The sequence below is a fragment of the Limnospira fusiformis SAG 85.79 genome (genome assembly GCF_012516315.1).
Taxonomy (GTDB): domain Bacteria; phylum Cyanobacteriota; class Cyanobacteriia; order Cyanobacteriales; family Microcoleaceae; genus Limnospira; species Limnospira fusiformis.
On the sequence record NZ_CP051185.1, the window covers coordinates 2,587,770 to 2,609,361 of the forward strand.

A 21,592-nucleotide genomic window follows, 5' to 3' on the forward strand; every position below is an offset into this window, starting at 1 on the left:
TCAAGTCATAAAAATCGATGATTTCCGGTCAATCCAAATATATGAAATTAAAACAGATAATTTTAAGCATTCTGACTTTCATCTCTATACTCTATGTGACTTTAAGCCTGCTCGGCAGTTGGAGTCAGCCCCAAATTCAAAGCCGTCTGGAACTGTATCAGACTAATTTAATTCTCCAGGCTTCTGAGTGGCAACCACAGACCGAAGACCGGGCGAATTTGCTCACCCTACGAGATAATATTATCGGGAAAGATCCGGTTAATGCTGCCCTGAAACAATACCAAAATGTACAGGAGTCTAACTACCAAAATTTACAGCGACTACAACCCAATCAACCCTCACAATTTTCGCGGGGAGAATTAGCACAGACCATAGGTGAGTTAGAATTGCGAATTGGTATTATCCAAGCGGTGCTGGGAGACTCCCAAAAGGCGATCGCTACTTGGGAATCGCTAATTTCTGAAAATGGTAACTATCCCACCAGTGACACAGCGGAAGTATTAGTAGGACTCTGGACAGAACCACCAGATATAGTAGCTGATGCCGAAGATATTTTACAGGCAAATTTAGAGGGTTGGTTCAGTTTTCAAACTTTAGCCCAACTCTACACTTTACAAAACCGTGAAGATGTCTTACAACAACTAAATAATCAACAGCAGAAAACGTCAGAAAATGCCGTCTATAAATTAGCCATTGTTTCCGCTATTCCTGGCTTTGGGTTGGTGTCGGGAATTATCCTATCCATCATTTTAGCAGTGCAATGGTTCCTGAAACGTGAACAGGCAATTATCAACCGTAATGCTGATGTTGAATGGTCTGTTCCTTGGACTGCGGAAACGATTGTGCAAGTGTTTGTTTTAGGTTTTTTCCTAGTTGGACAGTTATTAATCCCATTGATTTTCCAACTCCTCGGTTTAAGACCGGCGGCGGGAGATGTGAGACTGCAAGCCTTTTATATCCTCATAACTTATATGATTTTAGTGGGTGGTGGCTTGGGGGTTTTATATCTGTCTATCAAATCATTTTTCCCTCTCCCGGAAGGTTGGTTTAGGTTCAAATTATGGGATAGTTGGTTATTATGGGGTTTCGGTGGCTATTGTGTAGCTTTACCCTTAGTGATTTTAACTTCCTTAGTCAATCAAAGATTATGGGATGGTCAAGGGGGAAGTAATCCGATATTACCCATAGCTTTAGAAAATCGAGATCCGGTAGCTTTAGGGATATTTTTCTTTACCGCTTCTATAGCAGCACCTTGGTTTGAGGAGGTGTTATTTAGGGGGTTTCTGTTACCGTCCCTTACCCGCTATTTTTCCCTGTGGGGTGCAATTATAGCCAGTGGGTTGCTGTTTGCTGTGGCTCATTTGAATGTCTCGGAAATTTTGCCTTTATTCGTGTTAGGAATTGTCCTGGGATTTGTCTATACACGATCGCGTAATCTCTGGGCTCCTATGTTATTACACAGTTTATGGAATAGCGGCACCTTAATAAGTTTGTATATCTTAGGAAGTGGCGCTAATTAGTCTATAATAAAGCCCCAGAAGTCAAAGATCTGGGGAATCTTCCGAGGAATAATCCCTGGTCGGATAGCCTCGCCGCCGCATACCCTTAGAAGCGATCGCCAATAATAAACCCGTGAGTAGGGATAACTCCAAATGAGTGTACCAAGTCGCCACCCCCAAGGACAGCAAAGCGATCGCACCAACCATCAAAACCTGAATTCGCCTAGACATAAAAAATCACAAACCCAACCATTCAATTATAATAGTCATTCAACTGATAGACCATTATCGATAAGTTATCCCTAATATCAAACCATGACCACAAAACCCCGCCATTACCATATCACCACTTTCGGATGTCAAATGAACAAAGCCGACTCCGAACGTATGGCAGGCATTTTAGACGAAATGGGGTTAACCTTCGTTGAAGACCCAAACCAAGCTGATATCGTCCTTTACAACACCTGTACCATTCGCGATAACGCCGAACAGAAAGTCTACTCCTACCTGGGGAGACAAGCGAAACGGAAACAGGAAAATCCGAACCTGACCCTAATTGTAGCGGGATGCGTCGCCCAACAGGAAGGAGAAGCACTCCTGCGTCGGGTTCCCGAACTGGATTTGGTCATGGGACCCCAACACGCCAACCGTCTCCAAGACCTATTAGAGCAAGTATTTGAGGGTTCCCAGGTGGTCGCGACTGAACCGATTAATATTGTGGAAGACATCACCAAACCTCGCCGAGATAGCAATATCACCGCCTGGGTGAATGTAATTTATGGTTGCAACGAACGCTGTACCTATTGCGTAGTTCCCAACGTCCGAGGAACCGAACAGTCCCGCACCCCGGAAGCTATCCGGGCGGAAATGGAAGAATTAGCCAGGGCGGGTTATAAAGAAGTTACACTGCTGGGACAAAATATTGATGCCTATGGTCGTGACCTCCCCGGTTCTACCCCAGACGGTCGTCACCAACACACTTTGACAGACCTGCTCTATTATGTGCATGATATACCCGGTATTGAGCGTATCCGTTTCGCTACCAGTCATCCTCGCTATTTCACAGAAAGGTTAATTCGCGCCTGTGCGGAACTTCCCAAGGTGTGCGAACATTTCCATATCCCGTTTCAGTCGGGGGATAATGATGTGCTAAAGGCCATGGCGCGGGGATACACCCATGAAAAATATCGTCGGATTATTAATACTATTCGCGAGTATATTCCCGATGCGTCAATTAGTGCTGATGCGATCGTCGGGTTTCCGGGAGAAACAGAGGCGCAGTTTGAGAATACCCTAAAACTGGTTGATGATATTGGTTTTGACCTGTTGAACACGGCGGCTTATTCCCCCCGTCCGGGAACTGGGGCGGCGTTGTGGGAAAATCAGCTTTCTGAGGAGGTGAAAGCCGATCGCCTACAACGGTTAAACCGACTGGTGAATGTGAAGGCTATGGAAAGATCCCAAAGATACCGCGATCGCATTGAGGAGGTATTAGTCGAAGGCACAAACCCCAAAGACCCCAGCCAGGTGATGGGACGTACCCGTGGTAATCGTCTGACGTTTTTTAAAGGGAATTTGGCGGAACTCTCAGGTGAACTGGTGAAAGTGAAGATTATAGAGGTGCGGGCATTTAGCCTCACCGGAGAACCTATTGAGTTATATGTGACCCTATGAATACTAAAATTTTTAAAACAATCGGTTTTGTCTCTCTGCTGGGGATGGTTTGGGTAAGTGCGATCGCTTGTCAGAAAAACCCTCAAGCCCAAAATAATGCCATTCAGGTCGCCCCAGCCGGTCCTATGCCTACAGTAACTCAAAATCCCCCTTCTCTGGCGCAACCGGGTCAGGGGGGTATGAATTTACCGAGACCCAGAGATAATGGCGATTATACCCGTTCAACTCATACCACCTGGGAAGTGACAGACAGAGACCCCAACGGTTTAAACTGTCGCATGGCTAATAATCTCAGCAGCTATAACCAACTTCTGGCTAACCAGGGTCAGGTGACTATGAATATCAAAAACTGGCCAGTAGTTGGCACGATCAAACAAGGACAGGATTTTGAGATTAATCTGGGTCCGGCCGGATTTGGTATTGTTTATGATAACGAAAACCAACCCTGGATGTATGTTGAACGTACTGATGAACAAGGGGCCGCGAGTAATTGTTTTGTGCGGGCTAACCATCGTTTTGTACAACCGATCGCCACTCAGAATGTCTTATGATTAAGCCCTCCTGGGTGAGGACGGGTTGATTGATATTGTCGGTGGTGGATATTTAGGAACCCACCCCGACATTTGTGCTAATTTTGTTGACTTCCTGATTGTTTCAGATAGCCTCATAGAGGTTCATCACATCAGCGATCGCCATACGAGAATAAGCCCCCAAAGTCAGAGGGGAGGTGTGATCATGTTCCAGGTGATCCGCCGCCGCACAGGCGATCATCGCCGCATTATCAGTGCAGAATTTCATCGGAGGGAACAAAACCCTTAAATGGTTTTCCTTAGCCGCTTCCTGTAACAAATGACGGAGGCGACTGTTAGCAGCAACTCCCCCCCCAACCGTAATAGTATCCAATTGGTAATTGAGGGCGCAGGCGATCGCTCGTTTGGTTAACCCCCTGGCAACTGTATCCTGAAAGCTGGCTGCCAGGTCTGCCACGGGCAGTTCGACCCCTTTTTGGTTGAATTTATCCACCAAACGTAAGACAGCCGTTTTCAGGCCGCTAAAGCTGGAATCATAGGGATGATAGCCGCCCCCAGGTAGGGAAATGCGACCCTCTGGGAGAGGGAAGGCTTGGGGGTTCCCACTGGCTGCAAGGCGATCGATAACCGGGCCGCCTGGATAACCGAGGTTGAGTAAACGAGCCACCTTATCAAAGGCTTCTCCCGCCGCATCATCGCGGGTTTGACCCAAAGTTTCATACTGACCACAACCGATGACCCGAATTAAACTGGTGTGGCCCCCAGAAACTAATAAACAGAGAAATGGTGGTTTTAAATCCGGTTCACTGAGGTAGGACGCATAAATGTGACCTTCTAGGTGATGGACTCCTAAAAATGGCTTCTGGTGAACCATCGCTAAACTTTTCGCCGCTGTGATTCCCACTAATAGCGCTCCCACTAACCCCGGAGCGCAGGTAGTAGCGATCGCATCAATATCAGTCCAGTCCTGATTAGCTGAACTTAGTGCTTCGGTAATTAGGGGGTTGACCATTTCCAAATGTTGCCGGGAGGCCACCTCTGGCACTACCCCCCCATAGGGGCGATGAATAGGGATTTGAGAAGCCACCACATTACTGCAAACTTTACGATTCTTTACAATTGCTACCCCTGTTTCGTCACAACTTGTTTCAATTGCTAAAACTGTTGCCATTGGCTGATAAATTTAATCATAAGATTGAGTTACATCTAGTAGCTTATCCCCAGAAAGAGATTAAATGGGTGTCAAGAGTCTGAATTCAAAGTAAGATGGCTCCTAAGCCCTTAATCCGTTGGGATTGTACAAAAAACTTATTGTTTTGTAACAAAAGGAAACAAATCTATGCGACGATTGTTGGCTCTAGTTCTCGCTCTCGGTCTTTGGTTCGGTGGTAGCGCAGCCGCCGAGGCTTATAACCTAACTCCCTGCTCCGATTCGGCTGCATTTCAGCAACGGGCCCAAACTTCTATCGCCCGCAGTGCTAACCCAGACCAAGCTAAAGCTCGGTTCGAGCGCTATTCCCAAGAACTCTGTGGCGAAGATGGCCTACCTCACCTGATTACAGATGGTAGCCTGTCCCACGCTGGCGATTTCTTAATCCCCAGTGTTCTATTCCTGTATATCGCCGGATGGATTGGTTGGGTAGGTCGTTCTTACCTCCAGTATGCTCAGAAAGATAAAAAGCCCACCGAAAAGGAAATCATTATCGAAGTTCCCAAAGCTGTGCAATTGATGCTGGGTGGATTTCTCTGGCCTCTGGCTGCTCTCAAAGAAATGACCACCGGGGAAATGTTTGCTAAGGATAATGAAATCACCGTTTCTCCTCGCTAAGAGATTCGCGGATGTAGCTCAAGCCTTTGGCGGTTTAGTTTAAGGGAATTTTTCCCAAATTGTATCGAATGTTTGGCATATCAATTAGGAGACTCAATTCATGCAGGACTTTTTGAAATATTTGTCTACTGTGCCAGTTTTGGCAGCGGTTTGGCTGTTAATTACTGCTGGTATTCTGATCGAATTTAATCGGTTTTTCCCCGACCTTCTGTTTCATCCCCTCTAGGGATTAGAACCGGAAAAATGGGCAGGTTGCCCTAAGTGGCGATCGCATCATTAACAAGAGATTGATATTTATAGGGGTGATGATAAATTGCCCCTATAATATTGTCCTGGTCTACCTGCTCCCTAGTGGGATTATTGACCATAATAAAAATCACTTATTTTTCTGATTCCGTATCGATGAAATCCTACACTGCTGCCGCGATCCAAATGACCAGTCTGCCTGATTTGCAGAAAAATTTGTCAGAAGCTCGCGATTTAATTGAACTAGCTATTCGTCAAGGCGCTGAATTAATTGGCTTACCCGAAAACTTCTCGTTTATGGGTGAGGAAGAAGATAAACTTATGCAGGGTTCAGAAATTGCCGAAGAAACCGAAAAATTTTTGAAAACTACCGCCCAACGTTTTCAGGTAACCCTTTTGGGTGGAGGGTTTCCCGTTCCCAAAGGAGAAGGTAAAGTCTGCAATACCGCCTTGTTAGTAGACCCCACAGGTCAGGAGTTAGCACGATATGAAAAAGTGCATCTTTTTGATGTCAATGTACCTGATGGAAATACTTACTGCGAGTCCGCCACAGTGAAAGCTGGGACCGATTTCCCACCTGTTTATAATTCCCCAGAATTGGGTCAGTTGGGTTTATCTGTATGTTATGACGTGCGGTTTCCAGAATTGTATCGGCATTTATCTAAACAGGGAGCCGAGGTGTTATTTGTTCCCGCCGCCTTTACCGCCTATACCGGGAAAGACCACTGGGAAGTTTTGCTAAAAGCTAGAGCGATCGAAAATACTTGTTATGTGATTGCTCCCGCCCAAACTGGTTGTCACTATGGCCGCCGCCACACCCACGGTCACGCCATGATTATTGATCCTTGGGGAATGATACTAGCTGATGGGGGAGATCAGCCAGGAGTCGCCTTAGCTGATATTGAACCCACCCGCCTCCAACAGGTCCGTCGCCAAATGCCATCCCTGAAACATCGGGTATTTTAGCACATCAGCCACTAAGGTGCGTCAGTTGCCGATTATTGATTGTTCACCAGTCGCTTAATACATTGCCCTCACCCTAAATCTGGATCCCAGAGAGGGAGAGGGACTTTGAGAGGTGATCAGATGATTTCTGAACAGGCTGTATTGATTGGCGAGGCGGGTTCTGACGCACTCCATGAGACTGGGTGATTGGGAAATAATTTGAGACTCGTAACCTATGTATAACTAATACAAAAGTTGATTTATCCTTTTTATAACTCTATGCGAACCCACTTTTCGCTACAGTAGACAGGAACGAGTTTTCACAAAATGGATGGTTCTATCAGTTTTGGGGATAATCTCCCCATTTTCCATGTTTTCATCTTTAGGAGTTGATCCCGTGCCACTGTTGGCAAACACCATCGAGGGAATTAGCGAAGCTCCCGAGGCTGATGGGAATATGGTGTTATTGGCGGTACTACTCAGCCTAATTGCCATTTATACAGCCAGTAAAGTTGGTGGCGAGTTCTTCAACTGGTTAGGATTTCCCCCAGTTTTAGGAGAATTAGTCGGCGGGGTAGTCATTGGTATTTCAGCACTGCACTTAGTCGTATTTCCTGAAGGTGGTGTCGGCGCTTCTGACTCCGTGATCATGCAAATACTGTCATCGACAGCAGGGTTAGATATCAGTGCTGCTGGAGCCACCTTTGAGGCTCAAAGTGAGGTGATCTCAGTTCTCGCTGAAATTGGTGTGATCGTCCTACTATTTGAAATTGGCTTAGAATCCAATATTCGTGAACTGCTGGAAGTAGGGGTTCAATCCCTAGTGGTGGCAATTGTGGGGGTCGTGGCTCCATTTTTCGCCGGAACCATTGGCTTAATTCTCATCTTTAATGTTCCGCCTGTGGCTGCAATTTTCGCTGGTGCCGCTTTGACTGCTACCAGTATCGGGATTACCTCCCGTGTGTTAGCTGAAATTGGCCGCTTGTCTTCTAAGGAAGGTCAAATTATTCTCGGCGCGGCGGTCATGGATGACATCCTCGGAATTATTGTCCTAGCGGTGGTGGCTAGTTTAGCCAAAACCGGAGAAATCGATGTTACTAACATTATCTTCCTGATTATCAGTGCCACTGTGTTTCTGGTGGGTGCAATTTTATTGGGAAGGTTCTTTAATGATACTTTTGTGACTCTGGCTCAACAGTTCAAAACCCGTGGTCGGATTGTGATTCCGGCTTTTATTCTGGCGCTGTTGCTGTCCTATATCGCTGCCGCTATTGGTTTAGAGGCGATTTTGGGTGCTTTTGCTGCGGGGTTAGTCTTGGATGAAACTGACCCAGGAAAGGAACTCGAAGAACTTACTAGACCGATTTCTGATGTGCTGGTACCGATATTTTTTGTTACCGTTGGGGCGAAAACTAATTTAGAGGTTCTTAATCCTGCTGTTCCTGACAACCGCCAGGGACTCGTGATTGCTTCTTTTCTGATTGTTGTGGCAATTTTCGGAAAAGTTATCTCTGGGTTTAGCGTCTTTGGCGTGGAGAATATCAACCGATTGGCGATCGGGGTCGGTATGATTCCCCGGGGCGAGGTCGGTTTGGTATTTGCAGCCGTAGGCTCTGACAGTGGCGCTTTGTCGCCTTCTCTGGATGTCGCAATTATCTTGATGGTGATTCTGACTACTTTTGTGGCTCCGCCTTTGTTGCGGGTGGTGTTCCGTGATGATGAACCGACGGCTACGGAACCGGAAACTACTGCTTGAACTAAAATAGCGACCCACTCAGCCACGATAGAAACAGGTGGGGGTTCAATGGCCAAGATTGTGGCATGATCCTACCATGGGGTGTATGGGGGCAAAAGTTCCCGCCACACCCCACCCCCACCTCGCTGTCTTTGGGTGAGGGAGCATGATTTAATCTCAAATTAGGTTAACATTTGACGGCAATACGGTATAATACCAAGTATGGTGCGAGACCTTCGGGTATGAAATAGAGCTGAAATGGGCGAAATAACTACCCGGTGAGGACTTCAACCCCTTGGTTGATTGGGTCACATCCCTGACCATCCCATAACACAGCCGGATTTTTTTGCCCACCTTCGAGACTTCCAATATGGCCAGTCAGGTGAAGCGTCTAATCAGGTCTAAGACTGCCCGCGCCATGCTGACATGGGCGCATTATCGATTCAAACTAACCCTGAGACATAAGCGCGGAAATAACTGAACAGTTGTAGATGTGACCGAAGAATACACCAGCAAAACCTGTACTCACTGTGGTCATGTCCATTCCCAGCTAGGTGGCTCAAAAGTGTTCCGATGTCCTGAGTGCGGGTTCACTCTACCACGGGACTGGAACGGTGCTTTTGGAATCTTTCTAAAAGCTTTGCGGGATACCGCCTCTGTTACCTTAACGGGTAATAGTGCTATCGTCGCATTGTCCGGGAACAACCGGAAAAATGTCGCGTAAATGTATCAGCTTCATTAGTCAATCCTTAAAATATTCTGAATTTATGTTGATCGCTCGGTTCGATAAAACCGGGCTTTTTTTCTTTTCTAGTTAGGCTGTTGGTGATTAGCGGGGGATTCACTGGTTCCGAACCTGATATTTCGAGAAATATTTTTGTATGGTAATCTATATGGGTAAAGAGCATGATTTAATCTCAAATTAGGTTAACATTTTACGGCAATACGGTATAATACCAAGTATGGTGCGAGACCTTCGGGTATGAAATAAAGCTGAAATGGGCGTGGGGACTACCCGGTGAGGACTTCAACCCCTTGGTTGATTGGATCGCATCCATGGCCATCCCATAACACAGCCTGATTTTTTTGCCCACCTTCGAGACTTCCAATATGGCCAGTCAGGTGAAGCGTCTAATCAGGTCTAAGACTGCCCGCGCCATGCTGACATGGGCGCATTATCGATTCAAACTAACCCTGAGACATAAGCGCGGAAATAACTGGAACCACAGTTGTAGATGTGACCGAAGAATACACCAGCAAAACCTGTACTCACTGTGGTCATGTCCATTCCCAGCTAGGTGGCTCAAAAGTGTTCCGATGTCCTGAGTGCGGGTTCACTCTACCACGGGACTGGAACGGTGCTTTTGGAATCTTTCTAAAAGCTTTGCGGGATACCGCCTCTGTTACCTTAACGGGTAATAGTGCTATCGTCGCATTGTCCGGGAACAACCGGAAAAATGTCGCGTAAATGTATCAGTTACGCTATGGCGAAAGGTGGTTGGCCAAAGCATCAAGTAGCTGACTATAGCTATATTGTAGTAAGCAGTTGAATAAGCCACCAGAATGGGCTCAACAATAGCGCTTTTAACCTAACTGTTAAAGGCTCAATGAGTGACACATAATCTGGCGTGATTACTTCACTTCAGATGATGCCATACTCAGAAACTTCGGGCTATTGCCAGATTTTTCGGGTTTAAATTTATCTGTTGTCGGATACAATTACTTACGCAATACGAATAGGGTTCGGCTTGAGTTATATAACTGGCCATCCATACCTGGGGACAAAATTATGAAACATACCCTTTCTGTTTTAGTTGAAGATGAGGCGGGTGTTCTGACGCGCATTGCTGGTTTGTTTGCTCGTCGTGGATTTAATATTGAAAGCCTGGCTGTTGGACCTGCTGAAAAATCTGGGGTTTCCCGAATTACGATGGTGGTCCCTGGGGACGATCGCATTATTGAGCAGTTGACTAAGCAACTCTACAAGCTGATTAATGTTCTCAAGGTACTTGATATTACTGAGGTTCCCTGTGTGGAACGGGAGTTGATGTTATTGAAGGTTAACTCCCCTAGCAGTGCTATTCGTTCCGAGATTATTGAGTTGGCTCAGATTTTTCGCGCGCGGGTGGTTGATATTGGGGATGACTCCCTGACTATTGAGGTGGTCGGAGACCCTGGTAAAATGGTGGCGATCGTTCAGGTATTGAGTAAATTTGGCATCCGCGAAATTTCTCGGACTGGTAAAATCGCCCTCACACGGGAGTCCGGCGTTAATACCGAATTCCTCAAGAGTCAACCCGCTGAACCTAAGTTTTAACTTCCACCAAAACCCTCACCCCTGGTGGCTTTTCCAGGTCCTGGGGGCTGTTTTGATCAAAAAAAGTTGATTTTTAAGTCATATTTTGCCATTGATCAGCTACAATATGATTAGTCGCCTCCCCCATAGTGCTGGTGGAGGTGTGGGGTTGTTATGTTTTTAAACAGTATGGACGAACATAATTGCGGGACTATTTATGATGAACTGGTCGAAATACTTAATCAGTTAGAATTGGGATGGATCGCTGAACAGGTAGAGGAGATTTTAACGGCTGGAAAAACGGTTGAGGAAATGGTTATGGGGAGAAAATCCCCTGACCTCAAATTGGCGTATTATAGCCCCCAGGAACAGTTATCAATGCTGATTGATGCTATCGATCGCACTGTGATTTCTGGGGTGGAAATGGAGCAAGAAATAGCGGCTCTATTAGATAATCAAGGACTGACTACAGATTTCCAATCAGAAATATGCTGGCATTCAACCCTAGCACAAACGGGGGAATTTGTCAAGTTTTATCAGCCGGAAATTTTAGAAAGATTAGCCGCGGCTGAACAGGTCAGAAAAACCCTAGGAAAGTTGCGGGTCAATTCCGCCAAAAATCCGCCATCATTGTTGACGGAAATTAAGGGAAATTTAGAGGCGATCGTTAACCCAAATCTCAGGAGATATCAACAACTGAGGAACCTGTTTAATTGTTACATATTTAATATCTTGGTGACAGGGGCAAAAAATGAGGGAGGTAAAGTCAGTTATAAGGATGTAACGAAACAGGCTACAGATAGGTTAATATTTCGTCAACGTCCGGGGAAAATCTATGAGCAAATACAGCCCTATACTCACGGACTTATTGAATTTGCCAATAAGCCACCTTTAGAAATACATATCGGGGTGAAAGTCCACGGGCGGCTGCGAGTTTTGTATGATTGCGATATCTGCGTATTATATAAAATGGAGGCGGATGCTTGTCGAAATAACGGGCGGGAACCTCGCGCGTCGCGGATTTTATTGGGGGTTAATTGTGAATATTCTGCCTCCCAATTACAGCCAGAAGTAGCCCAAGCGTTTTTATCTTTAGCCTCGGAGTTACGGGTAGCGGGAGATTGTTATTTTGTGTCGAATAGTGTGTCAGAAGTAGCGGGGAAGTTGTTAGCGAGTCGGAAGCGAAAATGGGAGTGTGGTATAATTCCGGGTGATGTTAATAATGTACATAGATTGATGTACGGGTTTCAGACAATTTTTAAAGATTTTCAGGCGAAAAGTTAATGATGAATGAGATTTTTTGGGAAATTCATAGGGATTTATTGAGGGAAAGTCCGGGGGGTGATGAGTATACTAGACAAGGGTTTAGGATGCTACCAAGTTTGTCTCAACGGAAGATTTTAGATATAGGTTGTGGTCCGGGGTCGTCCACTCTGGAATTAGCGAGATTAACGGATGGAGAAATTACGGCGATCGATATTCATCAACCTTATTTAGACAGTCTTAAACAAAAGGCGATCGCCGAAGGTTTTGGGGAGAGGATAACCTGTTTAAATCAAAGTATGTCATCCCTAAATTTTCCGCCATCTAGTTTTGATATTATTTGGGCTGAGGGTTCCATCTATATTATGGGTTTCGAGACGGGATTAAAGCAATTAAAATCCTATCTCAAATCGGGTGGTTATATGATGGTGAGTGAGTTAGTGTGGTTACGGGATAATCCACCGTCGGAGGTTTATGATTTTTGGCAAGCTGATTATCCAGCCATGAAAAATCTATGGGAGTTATCGGAGATTATTGCTAATTGCGGATATGAAATAATTAACCAATTCACGCTACCAGAGAGGGGTTGGTTAAATTACTATAACCCCTTGGAGGAGAGGATTAATCATCTGTATAGAATTTATCAAGACAATCAGGAGGGGTTGAAAATTTTAGACATGGAAAAACGGGAGGTGGAAATATATCGCGAGTATCACGAATGGTATGGATATGAATTTTTTATCCTCCACAACCCCTAAGAAAAAGGGAACCGACGGGGTAATGTATCAGGAATTATGAATCATTTGGGTAACTTGAGAGGTTACCCATTGAATCACCTGAGAACCCAAACTTACATGGTCTAGTAAATCGATTTCCCTAATCCCAGTAGGACTGGTGACATTAACTTCTGTGAGATAACCACCAATGACATCAAGACCGACGAAATATAGTCCGGATTCAATTAATTTGGGGGCAACTCGGCGACAAATATGCAACTCTCGATCGCTTATTTTAGTTTGAGCGACGCGACCGCCGACGGCCATATTTCCCCGAAACTCTTTACCAGTAGGAATGCGATTAACAGCCCCAATAGGTTCACCATTTAACAAGATAATGCGTTTATCGCCATCTTTGGCGGCGGGTAAGTAGGTTTGAATCATGACAGGTTCAACACCTTGGCGGGTGCTAATTTCCACGAGGGAATTAAAGTTGCGATCGTCTGGTTCCAGAAACAAAATACCCTCACCCGCCTTACCACCCAAAGGTTTTAAAACTGCTGCGCCCTCATGTTCGACAAATTCCCGAATCACCTTTTTTTTGCGGCTAACAATAGTTTTAGGAATGACATCAGCAAACTGGAGGGCATACATTTTTTCATTAGCAGCGCGTAACCCTTGGGGAGCATTAACGGTTAAAGTTTTGGTGGGGTCGATATAGTCGAGAATATAAGTGGTATATAGGTAAGAAACAGTTACGGGGGGGTCAACCCGCATAAACACTGCATCCATGGCTTCTAAGGGCTGTAATGTGGAAGCGCCCAACTCAAACCAGGGGGAGTTGACCACCCAAGTCTGATCTCGCCTAGTAATAGGAGTCAAATGAAGGGAGGTGAGGGTTCCCCAGGCTTTCCCAGCAATTACACTTAGTTGATGGCTTTGAGTAATCCAAATTTCATGACCCATTACTTGGGCGGCTTCCATGATAGCAACAGTGCTATCGTGGGCGGGATTTAGATTAGCGATGGGGTCAATAATAAAAGCAAATTTCATTAATGATATTAATAAAAGTTATCAGGACGACCCCCAGACTGCTGCTGGGGGTTTTGTTAAACTAAGCGCTAAGTAGGGAATCAAGCTGACCTTGGGCTTCTAAGGCGTGGAGGTCATCACAGCCACCAATATGGCGACCATTGATGAAGACTTGGGGAACAGAACGCCGTCCATTGGATTTAGCAGCCATGCGATCGCGAGATTCTTCATCTCCATCAATCACATATTCGGTAAACTCCCAGCCTTTGCGTTTGAGGAGAGCCTTAGCTCGTAAACAAAATGGACAGCTACTCCAAGTATAGATTTCAATGGAATTAGTCATAGATGTCTTAGGGAGATGATTAATATTTCTTAATATATTGAGTTAATTAGGCTTTGTCAACGAGACCACCCTGGGAACAGGGTGGCCATAAATCAGTTTATAGATTAGCTGACGGCTTGCAATACACTGGCATATAAGCCAGGGGCGTAGGCTTCAAAGACTTTTCCGGTTTCAGAACAGGTAATCATTAAATAGTCACAGGTGTGACACTGGGTTTTAATGACTGTATTGCTGCGATAGCGTTCGGCGTAAGAACCGCAATTCGGACAACGGATGATTTGTTTGGTAGACATTTAAAATGGTTTTTTTACTGGGTTTAAATTTGGCGCTAATTAACCCCAAAATTTGTCGGGTAATTCCTGACTATTTAGCCAGATTACCACGACATTAAGAGGAGATATTTAACGGATGGTTAGTAGCAGGCAAAAAAAATGAAAGAACGGATAACTGTATTGAGCTACTGACTAATTATGCCAGAATTTGAACCGGGTAGCAATAGCGACTAATTAGGAATACCTTGATCCCGAACGGTAAATCATGATGATTGAGGGATGGGGTTGAGGGAAGAAGGGCGATAATTGGGGGATTATAGCTGTTGTGATTAAATTTTGGGTGCGAATTTTTGTCGATCGCAGTTTTCCAAATTAATAAAGATTTAAGATTTGCATAACTATCCAGAGAGGGAAACTCAGGATTTCTCGACCTGGAGGACAAGGCGATCGAGTTGGTGTTGCATCTGAGTTTTGACCAATTGGTAACAGGACTCGACATAATCACGATCGCCCGCCGCCTCTCGACCATAGCGTTGAAAGACAATAGGTTCACAGATGCGAATATAGATTTCCCCTGGTAAAGGGATATTAGGCAAAGGACCAATACTTAACCCCCAGGGGAGTCCCAAATAAATGGGGAACACTTCCGGGTCAATATCGAGTAACCAAGGCATCCCCAAATCATGGAGGATCTTAGCCTGTTGATAACAATCAGCGAGGACAATGAGGGTATCATGGGCTCCATGGGAAATGAGGGGAACAATAGGAGACCCGGTGCGTAAGGCCAATTTAATAAACCCACGCCGCCCAGCAAAATAAATCTGATTTCTCATATTGTGGGGGCGAAACACATCTTCTGGCCCCCCTGGATAAACCAAAACGGGATAATCTGCTTGTAAGGCGGCGATCGCCATTCGGGGATGGGCGCGAATAGCACCACACCGCACGGCTTGAGTAGCAACTGTGGGGGACATTTCCCAGACTTTGGGGTGCATTAAACCATATAGAGGGCGATCGCAGCCAAAGCGATCGGCCCAACCATATAAACCCATGTGCATATCTGGTGCAGCCAAGCCACCATTATGGGAACCGACAATTAACATTCTCCCTGAGTCTCGAAGATGCTGCCAGCCGTCCATTTTGACCCGAAAATAGTGCTGGTAAAACCATCCCAAAACTGGCATTAGCGATCGGACAAACTCAGGATCTCGTCCATGTAAGGACCAACCATCTAGGTATGGTGGTGATGGTGGGGCATAATTATTATCGGTATGATGCTCGGTATGATGCTCGGTATGATGCTCGGTATGATTATCGGTAAATCGGTTCAAGGTTATCGACTCCCAGTAGCAACTAGATTCAATCAAGATCTTCCCTTTTCCAGATGCGGAAAACGCCGCGATGGGGTTATCATCGGCCCTAAAGTCTGAGGATATGCAGAATATGCTTGATCTCAACCAAGATGATACCGCAATGGCTCAGGTGTTGGCGGAGTCGCAGACGATCGCCGTTTATGGTCATTCCGACAAACCCTCGCGCCCTAGTTACATGGTGGCTGAATTTTTGCGAAACCGGGGCTATCGGGTCTATCCGGTGAATCCTTTATTGACAGAGGTCAACGGTCAACCTTGTTATCCGAATTTGCAGGCGGTCCCGGAAACGATTGATATTGTCAATGTTTTTCGAGGTTCGCAATATCTGCCAGAAATTGTTGATGAGGCGATCGCCGTTGGCGCGAAAACCGTCTGGGGTCAGTTGGGAATCAGCCACCCAGAAGCCAGTCAAAAGGCTTTAGATGCCGGGTTAAACCTAGCTATGAACATTTGTATTAAGATTGAGATCGAGCGTCTTCATATAAGCAAAAACCGATGAATCAGGCTGAAACTATACCCCCCCAATCACCGAAATCTTTACCCCCGGCGGTAGTGATCACCGAGAAGTTAGGTAAATTTTACCGGACGGGATTTTGGATGAATCAAAAAATTGAATCCCTGATTAATTGTAGTCTGAGTATATATCAGGGGGAAACTTTTGGGCTTTTGGGACAAAATGGAGCCGGGAAAACGACTTTATTTAAAGTGTTACTAGGTTTGGTGCGTCCCACTTCTGGCGCAGCTTATTTATTGGGGAAACCTATTGGCGATCGCCAAGTCAAACAGCGGGTAGGTTATTTGCCAGAAAACCCCTATTTTTATGACTATCTGACCGGGTGGGAATTTTTAGAGTTGGCGGCGGAACTTTTCCAAATCCCGAAAGCAGTTAGTCGCCAAAGGATTCCCGAATTATTGGATTTAGTCGGACTGGCAAAATCAGCCGCCATCAAAAAACAGATGCGACAGTATTCTAAGGGAATGCTACAACGGATTGGCATGGCTCAAGCCTTAATTAATGACCCGGAAATAGTATTTTTAGATGAACCAATGTCCGGTCTGGATCCGATGGGTCGTTATCAAATCCGAGAGATTATTTTATCACTCAAACAGCAAGGAAAAACCATATTTTTTAACAGTCATGTCCTGTCAGATGTGGAGAAAATATGCGATCGCGTTGCCATTTTATCACGAGGAGCACTCATTTCCATCGGTTCTTTGGATGAATTATTAGGAATCACTGAAACCTATTCCGTGAGTGGCAAAGGTGGTAATCCTCAACAACTGGAGGAATGGGTAACCAACTTGGAAATCGAACAAGACTATTGGCGCGGTAATCTGCAAGGCAACCCCCAGGAATTTATCGCCCATCTACAGGATCTCAATGCTCAACTGATATCGATGAATTTATCCCGCCTTTCCCTAGAAGAGTTTTTTATGCAACAATTAAGGGAACGGGGTATTTATTCCAGTCAATAAAACCCACAAACTGAAAAACATTGAGGAGTTATTATGTCATCTGTAGGAGTTATAATCGATCCACGGATTTTAGATGAGCTATTCGGTGTGGATACCTTACCCGCTGATCTGATTATCCCCCCAGAAGGTTCCGTCAACGGAGAAACTAATAATTCCGGTGATAATTTGGGAAATGGAACTTCCGACTTTGGGGAAACCCTGAGTAGCAATGGTTCAGTTAATGAAATTACTGTCACCGACTCAGCCGGGGAAACCGTGAGGGGGACTGGTGCCGCCGATCGCATTATTGGAGGTGACGGACCCGACTCCTTATTGGGGGGTAGCAACAATGATACCATCTATGGTAAGGCCGGTTCTGATACCCTGTTGGGAGAAGCCGGAAATGACCTATTATTTGGCAACCAAGGCCGGGATTTGCTTTATGGGGGCAATGGTAATGATACCCTCTATGGCGGTCAAGAAGCAGATACCCTCTATGGTGAAGCCGGAGATGATCTGTTGTTTGGCAATTTAGCTAATGACTGGCTGTATGGAGGGGATGGAAACGATACCCTCTTCGGTGGTAAAAACGATGATATCCTGTATGGTGGCGACGGGAATGATCTGCTGTCGGGAGACACTGGCGCTGATACTCTCATTGGTGGGGAGGGTCGCGATTCCTTTGTGGTGAGTTCCCTCAGTGGGGGAGTCAACATTCGCGAAGCCGATGTCATTATGGATTATACTCGGAGTGACGATCAAATTTTGCTCACGGGTGGTCTGCGATCTACTAACCTAGAGTTTGTCTCCGGTACTTCTGTGGGACTGGAAGGGGAACTAGAAGATAGCACCGTGATCCGACTTAGGCAAAGTTTCGATCCTAATCGCGCTTTTGTGGCTATTGTGGTTGGTGTGGATAATCTCACTTCCGCCGATTTTACCGCAATTGATCAGATCACTATTTAAGATTGATGGCCGATTTTCAGGGGTTCCTTAATTTGAATAAGCCACAGGAGTGGACTTCCCATGACTGTGTGGCAAGGGTTCGGCGTATGTTACACCTAAAGCGGGTAGGACACGCAGGCACCCTTGATCCTGCCGCGACTGGGGTGCTACCTATTGCATTGGGAAGGGCTACCCGCCTGCTGCAATTTCTGTCCTCTGAGAAAGCCTATCGGGGAGTGATTCGCTTTGGAATTACCACCGCCACCGATGACCTGGAGGGGGAAACTTTACAGGTGCGATCGGCTTCTCATTTGCAACTGGAACATATCGCCGCCCTGTTGCCTGAATTTATCGGTAAAATTGAGCAAAAGCCACCCTATTATAGTGCTATTCATGTGGGGGGGAAGCGCTTATATGAGAGAGCCAGACGGGGTGAGGTGGTGGAAGTTCCCACCCGGACGGTGGAGGTGTTTGGGTTGGATGTTTTGAGTTGGCGATCTGGGGAGTTTCCAGAGGTGGAATTGGCGATCGCCTGTGGTCCGGGAACTTATATCCGTTCTATTGCTAGGGATTTGGGGGAACGTCTGAACACTGGGGGGACTCTCGCGGGTTTAGTTCGCCTACAGTCCAGTGGGTTTAGCTTGGCAAATAGTTTGACTATCGAAGAGTTGGAAGATCTGGTCAAGCGGGAAAAGTTTAAACCCCTTGACCCCTCTCTGGCTTTGACTCATTTACAGGCGATCGCCCTAGGTTCCGAAGATGCAAAACGTTGGTGTCACGGACAGCGGGTTCCCGTCGCGGGAAATGTCGATGCCGTGTTACGGGTAGATGACCAATCCGGTCAGTTTCTCGGTATTGGACGCATTATTCAAGAACAGGATACTATGGTATTAGCTCCCCAAGTTGTCATGTTGGATAGTTGAGATGAAACAGATATTAATTGGTTTGATTAAGGGTTATAAGTCATTGATTTCTCCGGTGCTTCCTCCCGCTTGTCGCTTTTATCCCACTTGTTCAGAATATGCTATGGAAGCAATAGATCGCTTTGGCATTTTTCGGGGTGGATGGATGGCGATCGCTCGTATTTTGCGCTGTCATCCCCTTCACCCAGGCGGCTATGATCCTGTTCCCCCGAAAGATGATCATGATCATTAACAACTTTCCCCCCGCCGCCATACATCAAACATAATAATCATCCATTATTCCTGATCTTTCTTGACCGTCGATGGTATCGTTTCCTTCGCCACCATAGATAGTATCATCACCAGAACCACCGATAAGGGAATCATGTCCCTCTTCTCCCAAAATCAGGTCATTACCACCACGACCATCAATAGTGTCATTGCCAGGGCCACCATACAAAGTGTCATCACTATCCCCCCCGGTAATGATATCATCACCAGACCCTCCAGCAAAGAAATTTTGCGGCTCCGTAGCCCCTCGAAAGATTAAACTTCCGTCGGGCAATTCTTCAATTTGAGGGGTTTCAATAAACTGTGACATAGTTAGGGACTTTCCTTTTACAAAGGCTCATGGCTTAGGTCAAACTATCCATTGAGTGTAATAGTGTTAACAAGGCTGAAAAGGGTACTAACGGCTAGATGGCCTCGGGCTTGAGAATATCTGATCAGGTAATGTCCTAAATCTCATGTTTAGAAATTTTCAGCATTAGATCAAACTACTCCTATTCTCTAGGCGAGAAGCCATTCATCCGGAAAACAGTCGAATAGTTTTGCTATTGATTGCCTGATACCTTCGGCCATAGGCTGTGTGATTAATGCCATAAAAAAAAGTAGGGTTAGTAATAACCCTACTGTTAAACAAATTACTATTGAGAATCGAGGAGCAATCTGCTATTCCAAAAATGGAGGCAATACGACTTAACTCCTACGCCAAGGATTTTAACCTTAGAATAGCTCGAAATCGGAAGCTGTAATATCTGGAGAACCCAAGAACTCGGCTATTTCTTCGCCGTTGAATAGTAAAACGCCTGTGCTTTGGATGTACACTAAACCGCTTAACCCACTAGCGTCTGCGTCAGTGGCTACAGTCTGGAAGGAGTTTAAGTCATATCCGGCACCAGCGCGTAGGGCAATTATGTCTCCCTCGGCACTATTGAAGTCGGTAATGACATCGCGGGTTAGGTTAGCACTAGCAGTGATAGCAAAGGTATCAGCACCAGCACCACCTGTTAGGGTGTCGTTACCTTTGTCACCGGCTATGAAGTCATTGCCATCGCCACCGCGTATGAAGTCATTACCTTGACCACCGTATATGGTGTCATTACCGGGGCCACCTATGATGGTATCGTTGCCTTTTTCCCCAAATAGTAGGTTATTACCACCGCCACCATAGATTAAATCTTCTCCATCACCACCACGTATGATGTCATTACCAGTACCGCCGACTAGGGTATCGTTACCTTTGTCACCGGATAGGCTGTTATTACCATCACCACCATAGATTAGGTCATCACCTTGACCGCCATAGATTAGGTTATTACCTGCTATGCCATAGATGGTGTCGTTTCCTTGGTTACCATATAGTTCGTTGTCGCCTTCGCCGCCAACTATTGAGTCATTACCCTCGAAGCCGTAGATAACCATGTTGGGGTTGTCACCAGCGGTTAGGGTATCTGCGAAAGGGGTACCCTGGATGCGAATAGCCTCTGCGGTTCCCCGAATGCGGGCAGATTGGTTGGGATTACCGACTATAACGGCTCCCTCAGCTGTAAAAATGACTTGAAACTCGGTGGGGTCAACTACCTGTGACATAAGTGCTCCTCACGAAATGTTGGACAAATGAATAATTTTCGACAATTGGGATTCTACAATAGCAGTCTGGATATTCGGTAGGTTTGCCGATAAATTTAGGGTAATTTTACGGTAATTTGGCTAAAGCTGTTGACACTCCATCGGGCTAAAGCCACGAGGATTCTTTAGAGGAGATAACCAACAAATGTTAGTCATTGCTCGTAACAACCACATGGCCGTACCGTACCTATGTACCAATACAACAACAGTCCACAAGGCGGTGTCAATGGCCGCTACACTGTTAGCTTTTGCTTTCAGTTTACTTTAGATTTATGCTTTTCACTCGCTTAACGTCTTTGCTTGTGGGGGCTGGGTCTGTAGTGCATTTGCACCGACTACCATTTCGGTAAGTCATCTTTTCAACAGGTGTCCCACCACTGGGAGTCTCACCGTACAATTAAGGTCTTAGTGGCATACTTGATTATATTCTAAAGCTAAGTAAATGTAAAGCGGTCCTAGAAGGACGGGGTTTCTACCCATTTTTTTGATGATTTGGCAAACCAGTTTTGACACTTAGTATTCCTGAACCATGCCAGCGAAACCCGGAATCTCTTTCCCTATTTGTGATAGGAAAAGACGGGAAAAGTCTGTTAGAACTAGATGGGGTTTGTTGCCGATATTACCGCT

At 45.7% G+C, this 21,592-nt stretch carries 24 protein-coding genes and 2 pseudogenes; 17 read left to right on the forward strand and 9 right to left on the reverse strand.

Features of this window, described 5'->3' with window-relative positions:
* Window positions 1-41 precede the first annotated feature (41 nt).
* A complete protein-coding gene (locus tag HFV01_RS12255) occupies window positions 42-1,520 on the forward strand; it encodes a CPBP family intramembrane glutamic endopeptidase (RefSeq protein ID WP_062946065.1) in 1,479 nt (492 codons plus the stop codon).
* A 21-nt stretch (window positions 1,521-1,541) separates the two neighbouring features.
* On the opposite strand, the gene HFV01_RS12260 is transcribed toward HFV01_RS12255, so the two are convergent.
* Window positions 1,542-1,730 carry a hypothetical protein gene (locus HFV01_RS12260; RefSeq protein WP_006619218.1) on the reverse strand — a complete coding sequence of 63 codons (189 nt, stop codon included), beginning with the start codon at window positions 1,728-1,730 and terminating at the stop codon, window positions 1,542-1,544.
* 84 nt (window positions 1,731-1,814) lie between these two features.
* Here HFV01_RS12260 and miaB point away from each other — a divergent pair, with 84 nt between their 5' ends.
* Together miaB and HFV01_RS12270 are read left to right on the forward strand one after the other, a co-directional pair.
* Window positions 1,815-3,173, forward strand: coding sequence for a tRNA (N6-isopentenyl adenosine(37)-C2)-methylthiotransferase MiaB (miaB, locus tag HFV01_RS12265; RefSeq protein ID WP_006625435.1), 1,359 nt, complete (start codon window positions 1,815-1,817; stop codon window positions 3,171-3,173).
* Complete coding sequence (locus tag HFV01_RS12270; protein ID WP_006619220.1) at window positions 3,170-3,724, forward strand: hypothetical protein; 555 nt, start codon at window positions 3,170-3,172, stop codon at window positions 3,722-3,724. Before miaB ends, HFV01_RS12270 begins: the two co-directional genes overlap by 4 nt.
* Window positions 3,725-3,827: 103 nt before the next feature.
* Here HFV01_RS12270 and tsaD read toward each other — a convergent pair whose 3' ends face one another.
* On the reverse strand, window positions 3,828-4,874 hold the full coding sequence (gene tsaD, locus HFV01_RS12275) for a tRNA (adenosine(37)-N6)-threonylcarbamoyltransferase complex transferase subunit TsaD (protein WP_006619221.1): 1,047 nt from the start codon (window positions 4,872-4,874) through the stop codon (window positions 3,828-3,830).
* 168 nt (window positions 4,875-5,042) lie between these two features.
* Here tsaD and HFV01_RS12280 point away from each other — a divergent pair, with 168 nt between their 5' ends.
* Together HFV01_RS12280 and psaJ are read left to right on the forward strand one after the other, a co-directional pair.
* A complete protein-coding gene (locus tag HFV01_RS12280) occupies window positions 5,043-5,531 on the forward strand; it encodes a photosystem I PsaF protein (subunit III) (RefSeq protein ID WP_006619222.1) in 489 nt (162 codons plus the stop codon).
* A 100-nt stretch (window positions 5,532-5,631) separates the two neighbouring features.
* On the forward strand, window positions 5,632-5,757 hold the full coding sequence (psaJ, locus tag HFV01_RS12285) for a photosystem I reaction center subunit IX (protein ID WP_006619223.1): 126 nt from the start codon (window positions 5,632-5,634) through the stop codon (window positions 5,755-5,757).
* 31 nt (window positions 5,758-5,788) lie between these two features.
* Here psaJ and HFV01_RS30535 read toward each other — a convergent pair whose 3' ends face one another.
* Complete coding sequence (locus HFV01_RS30535) at window positions 5,789-5,911, reverse strand: hypothetical protein (protein ID WP_006625438.1); 123 nt, start codon at window positions 5,909-5,911, stop codon at window positions 5,789-5,791.
* A 22-nt stretch (window positions 5,912-5,933) separates the two neighbouring features.
* Here HFV01_RS30535 and HFV01_RS12290 point away from each other — a divergent pair, with 22 nt between their 5' ends.
* From HFV01_RS12290 to HFV01_RS12320, 7 genes and pseudogenes are all read left to right on the forward strand, one after another.
* A complete protein-coding gene (locus HFV01_RS12290) occupies window positions 5,934-6,743 on the forward strand; it encodes a carbon-nitrogen hydrolase family protein (protein WP_006619224.1) in 810 nt (269 codons plus the stop codon).
* A 349-nt stretch (window positions 6,744-7,092) separates the two neighbouring features.
* Complete coding sequence (locus tag HFV01_RS12295) at window positions 7,093-8,478, forward strand: cation:proton antiporter (protein ID WP_006618437.1); 1,386 nt, start codon at window positions 7,093-7,095, stop codon at window positions 8,476-8,478.
* Window positions 8,479-8,788: 310 nt separating this feature from the next.
* Window positions 8,789-9,181: pseudogene (locus tag HFV01_RS12300) on the forward strand (zinc ribbon domain-containing protein); the annotation flags it as partial.
* 347 nt (window positions 9,182-9,528) lie between these two features.
* A pseudogene (locus HFV01_RS12305) lies at window positions 9,529-9,925 on the forward strand (zinc ribbon domain-containing protein); the annotation flags it as partial.
* 321 nt (window positions 9,926-10,246) lie between these two features.
* Window positions 10,247-10,774 (forward strand): acetolactate synthase small subunit, encoded by a 528-nt coding sequence (ilvN, locus tag HFV01_RS12310; RefSeq protein WP_006625441.1) that lies wholly within the window; start codon window positions 10,247-10,249, stop codon window positions 10,772-10,774.
* A 153-nt stretch (window positions 10,775-10,927) separates the two neighbouring features.
* Window positions 10,928-12,037 carry a hypothetical protein gene (locus HFV01_RS12315; RefSeq protein WP_006625442.1) on the forward strand — a complete coding sequence of 370 codons (1,110 nt, stop codon included), beginning with the start codon at window positions 10,928-10,930 and terminating at the stop codon, window positions 12,035-12,037.
* Window positions 12,037-12,774 (forward strand): class I SAM-dependent methyltransferase, encoded by a 738-nt coding sequence (locus tag HFV01_RS12320; protein WP_233497629.1) that lies wholly within the window; start codon window positions 12,037-12,039, stop codon window positions 12,772-12,774. The genes HFV01_RS12315 and HFV01_RS12320 overlap by 1 nt, the downstream gene beginning before the upstream one ends.
* A gap of 27 nt (window positions 12,775-12,801) precedes the next feature.
* Here the strand turns inward: HFV01_RS12320 and gshB are convergent, their stop codons facing one another.
* From gshB to HFV01_RS12340, 4 genes are all read right to left on the reverse strand, one after another.
* Complete coding sequence (gshB, locus tag HFV01_RS12325) at window positions 12,802-13,785, reverse strand: glutathione synthase (RefSeq protein WP_006625444.1); 984 nt, start codon at window positions 13,783-13,785, stop codon at window positions 12,802-12,804.
* A gap of 61 nt (window positions 13,786-13,846) precedes the next feature.
* Window positions 13,847-14,107: a glutaredoxin 3 gene (gene grxC, locus HFV01_RS12330; protein WP_006625445.1), complete on the reverse strand. Its 261-nt coding sequence runs from the start codon at window positions 14,105-14,107 to the stop codon at window positions 13,847-13,849.
* 104 nt (window positions 14,108-14,211) lie between these two features.
* Window positions 14,212-14,400: a hypothetical protein gene (locus HFV01_RS12335; protein WP_006625446.1), complete on the reverse strand. Its 189-nt coding sequence runs from the start codon at window positions 14,398-14,400 to the stop codon at window positions 14,212-14,214.
* A gap of 395 nt (window positions 14,401-14,795) precedes the next feature.
* Window positions 14,796-15,710 carry a lysophospholipid acyltransferase family protein gene (locus HFV01_RS12340; protein ID WP_193521138.1) on the reverse strand — a complete coding sequence of 305 codons (915 nt, stop codon included), beginning with the start codon at window positions 15,708-15,710 and terminating at the stop codon, window positions 14,796-14,798.
* 112 nt (window positions 15,711-15,822) lie between these two features.
* Here HFV01_RS12340 and HFV01_RS12345 point away from each other — a divergent pair, with 112 nt between their 5' ends.
* From HFV01_RS12345 to yidD, 5 genes are read left to right on the forward strand one after another with little or no spacing between them, the layout of a single operon-like run.
* Window positions 15,823-16,251 (forward strand): CoA-binding protein, encoded by a 429-nt coding sequence (locus HFV01_RS12345; RefSeq protein ID WP_006625450.1) that lies wholly within the window; start codon window positions 15,823-15,825, stop codon window positions 16,249-16,251.
* The gene (locus tag HFV01_RS12350) at window positions 16,248-17,228 is read left to right on the forward strand and encodes an ABC transporter ATP-binding protein (protein ID WP_193521139.1); all 981 of its coding nucleotides are present in this window, start codon (window positions 16,248-16,250) and stop codon (window positions 17,226-17,228) included. The genes HFV01_RS12345 and HFV01_RS12350 overlap by 4 nt, the downstream gene beginning before the upstream one ends.
* Window positions 17,229-17,261: 33 nt before the next feature.
* On the forward strand, window positions 17,262-18,173 hold the full coding sequence (locus HFV01_RS12355; RefSeq protein WP_006669557.1) for a calcium-binding protein: 912 nt from the start codon (window positions 17,262-17,264) through the stop codon (window positions 18,171-18,173).
* A gap of 5 nt (window positions 18,174-18,178) precedes the next feature.
* Window positions 18,179-19,075, forward strand: a complete 897-nt coding sequence (gene truB, locus HFV01_RS12360; RefSeq protein WP_006669558.1) for a tRNA pseudouridine(55) synthase TruB — start codon at window positions 18,179-18,181, stop codon at window positions 19,073-19,075.
* A gap of 1 nt (window position 19,076) precedes the next feature.
* A complete protein-coding gene (gene yidD / locus HFV01_RS12365) occupies window positions 19,077-19,307 on the forward strand; it encodes a membrane protein insertion efficiency factor YidD (RefSeq protein ID WP_006625455.1) in 231 nt (76 codons plus the stop codon).
* Between the two features lie 24 nt (window positions 19,308-19,331).
* Here the strand turns inward: yidD and HFV01_RS12370 are convergent, their stop codons facing one another.
* A complete protein-coding gene (locus tag HFV01_RS12370) occupies window positions 19,332-19,655 on the reverse strand; it encodes a calcium-binding protein (protein WP_006625456.1) in 324 nt (107 codons plus the stop codon).
* Window positions 19,656-20,059: 404 nt separating this feature from the next.
* Entirely contained in the window at window positions 20,060-20,926 is an 867-nt protein-coding gene (locus tag HFV01_RS12375; protein WP_193521140.1) for a calcium-binding protein, read from the reverse strand.
* Between the last annotated feature and the right edge of the window lie 666 nt (window positions 20,927-21,592).

Bases quoted from the DNA above. Each gene is read 5' to 3' on its own strand.
- HFV01_RS12255 (WP_062946065.1), top strand. From the start codon at position 42: ATGAAATTAAAACAGATAATTTTAAGCATTCTGACTTTCATCTCTATA.
- HFV01_RS12260 (WP_006619218.1), bottom strand. From the start codon at position 1,730: ATGTCTAGGCGAATTCAGGTTTTGATGGTTGGTGCGATCGCTTTGCTG.
- miaB (WP_006625435.1), top strand. From the start codon at position 1,815: ATGACCACAAAACCCCGCCATTACCATATCACCACTTTCGGATGTCAA.
- HFV01_RS12270 (WP_006619220.1), top strand. From the start codon at position 3,170: ATGAATACTAAAATTTTTAAAACAATCGGTTTTGTCTCTCTGCTGGGG.
- tsaD (WP_006619221.1), bottom strand. From the start codon at position 4,874: ATGGCAACAGTTTTAGCAATTGAAACAAGTTGTGACGAAACAGGGGTA.
- HFV01_RS12280 (WP_006619222.1), top strand. From the start codon at position 5,043: ATGCGACGATTGTTGGCTCTAGTTCTCGCTCTCGGTCTTTGGTTCGGT.
- psaJ (WP_006619223.1), top strand. From the start codon at position 5,632: ATGCAGGACTTTTTGAAATATTTGTCTACTGTGCCAGTTTTGGCAGCG.
- HFV01_RS12290 (WP_006619224.1), top strand. From the start codon at position 5,934: ATGAAATCCTACACTGCTGCCGCGATCCAAATGACCAGTCTGCCTGAT.
- HFV01_RS12295 (WP_006618437.1), top strand. From the start codon at position 7,093: ATGTTTTCATCTTTAGGAGTTGATCCCGTGCCACTGTTGGCAAACACC.
- ilvN (WP_006625441.1), top strand. From the start codon at position 10,247: ATGAAACATACCCTTTCTGTTTTAGTTGAAGATGAGGCGGGTGTTCTG.
- HFV01_RS12315 (WP_006625442.1), top strand. From the start codon at position 10,928: ATGTTTTTAAACAGTATGGACGAACATAATTGCGGGACTATTTATGAT.
- HFV01_RS12320 (WP_233497629.1), top strand. From the start codon at position 12,037: ATGATGAATGAGATTTTTTGGGAAATTCATAGGGATTTATTGAGGGAA.
- gshB (WP_006625444.1), bottom strand. From the start codon at position 13,785: ATGAAATTTGCTTTTATTATTGACCCCATCGCTAATCTAAATCCCGCC.
- grxC (WP_006625445.1), bottom strand. From the start codon at position 14,107: ATGACTAATTCCATTGAAATCTATACTTGGAGTAGCTGTCCATTTTGT.
- HFV01_RS12335 (WP_006625446.1), bottom strand. From the start codon at position 14,400: ATGTCTACCAAACAAATCATCCGTTGTCCGAATTGCGGTTCTTACGCC.
- HFV01_RS12345 (WP_006625450.1), top strand. From the start codon at position 15,823: ATGCTTGATCTCAACCAAGATGATACCGCAATGGCTCAGGTGTTGGCG.
- HFV01_RS12350 (WP_193521139.1), top strand. From the start codon at position 16,248: ATGAATCAGGCTGAAACTATACCCCCCCAATCACCGAAATCTTTACCC.
- HFV01_RS12355 (WP_006669557.1), top strand. From the start codon at position 17,262: ATGTCATCTGTAGGAGTTATAATCGATCCACGGATTTTAGATGAGCTA.
- truB (WP_006669558.1), top strand. From the start codon at position 18,179: ATGGCCGATTTTCAGGGGTTCCTTAATTTGAATAAGCCACAGGAGTGG.
- yidD (WP_006625455.1), top strand. From the start codon at position 19,077: ATGAAACAGATATTAATTGGTTTGATTAAGGGTTATAAGTCATTGATT.
- HFV01_RS12370 (WP_006625456.1), bottom strand. From the start codon at position 19,655: ATGTCACAGTTTATTGAAACCCCTCAAATTGAAGAATTGCCCGACGGA.
- HFV01_RS12375 (WP_193521140.1), bottom strand. From the start codon at position 20,926: ATGTCACAGGTAGTTGACCCCACCGAGTTTCAAGTCATTTTTACAGCT.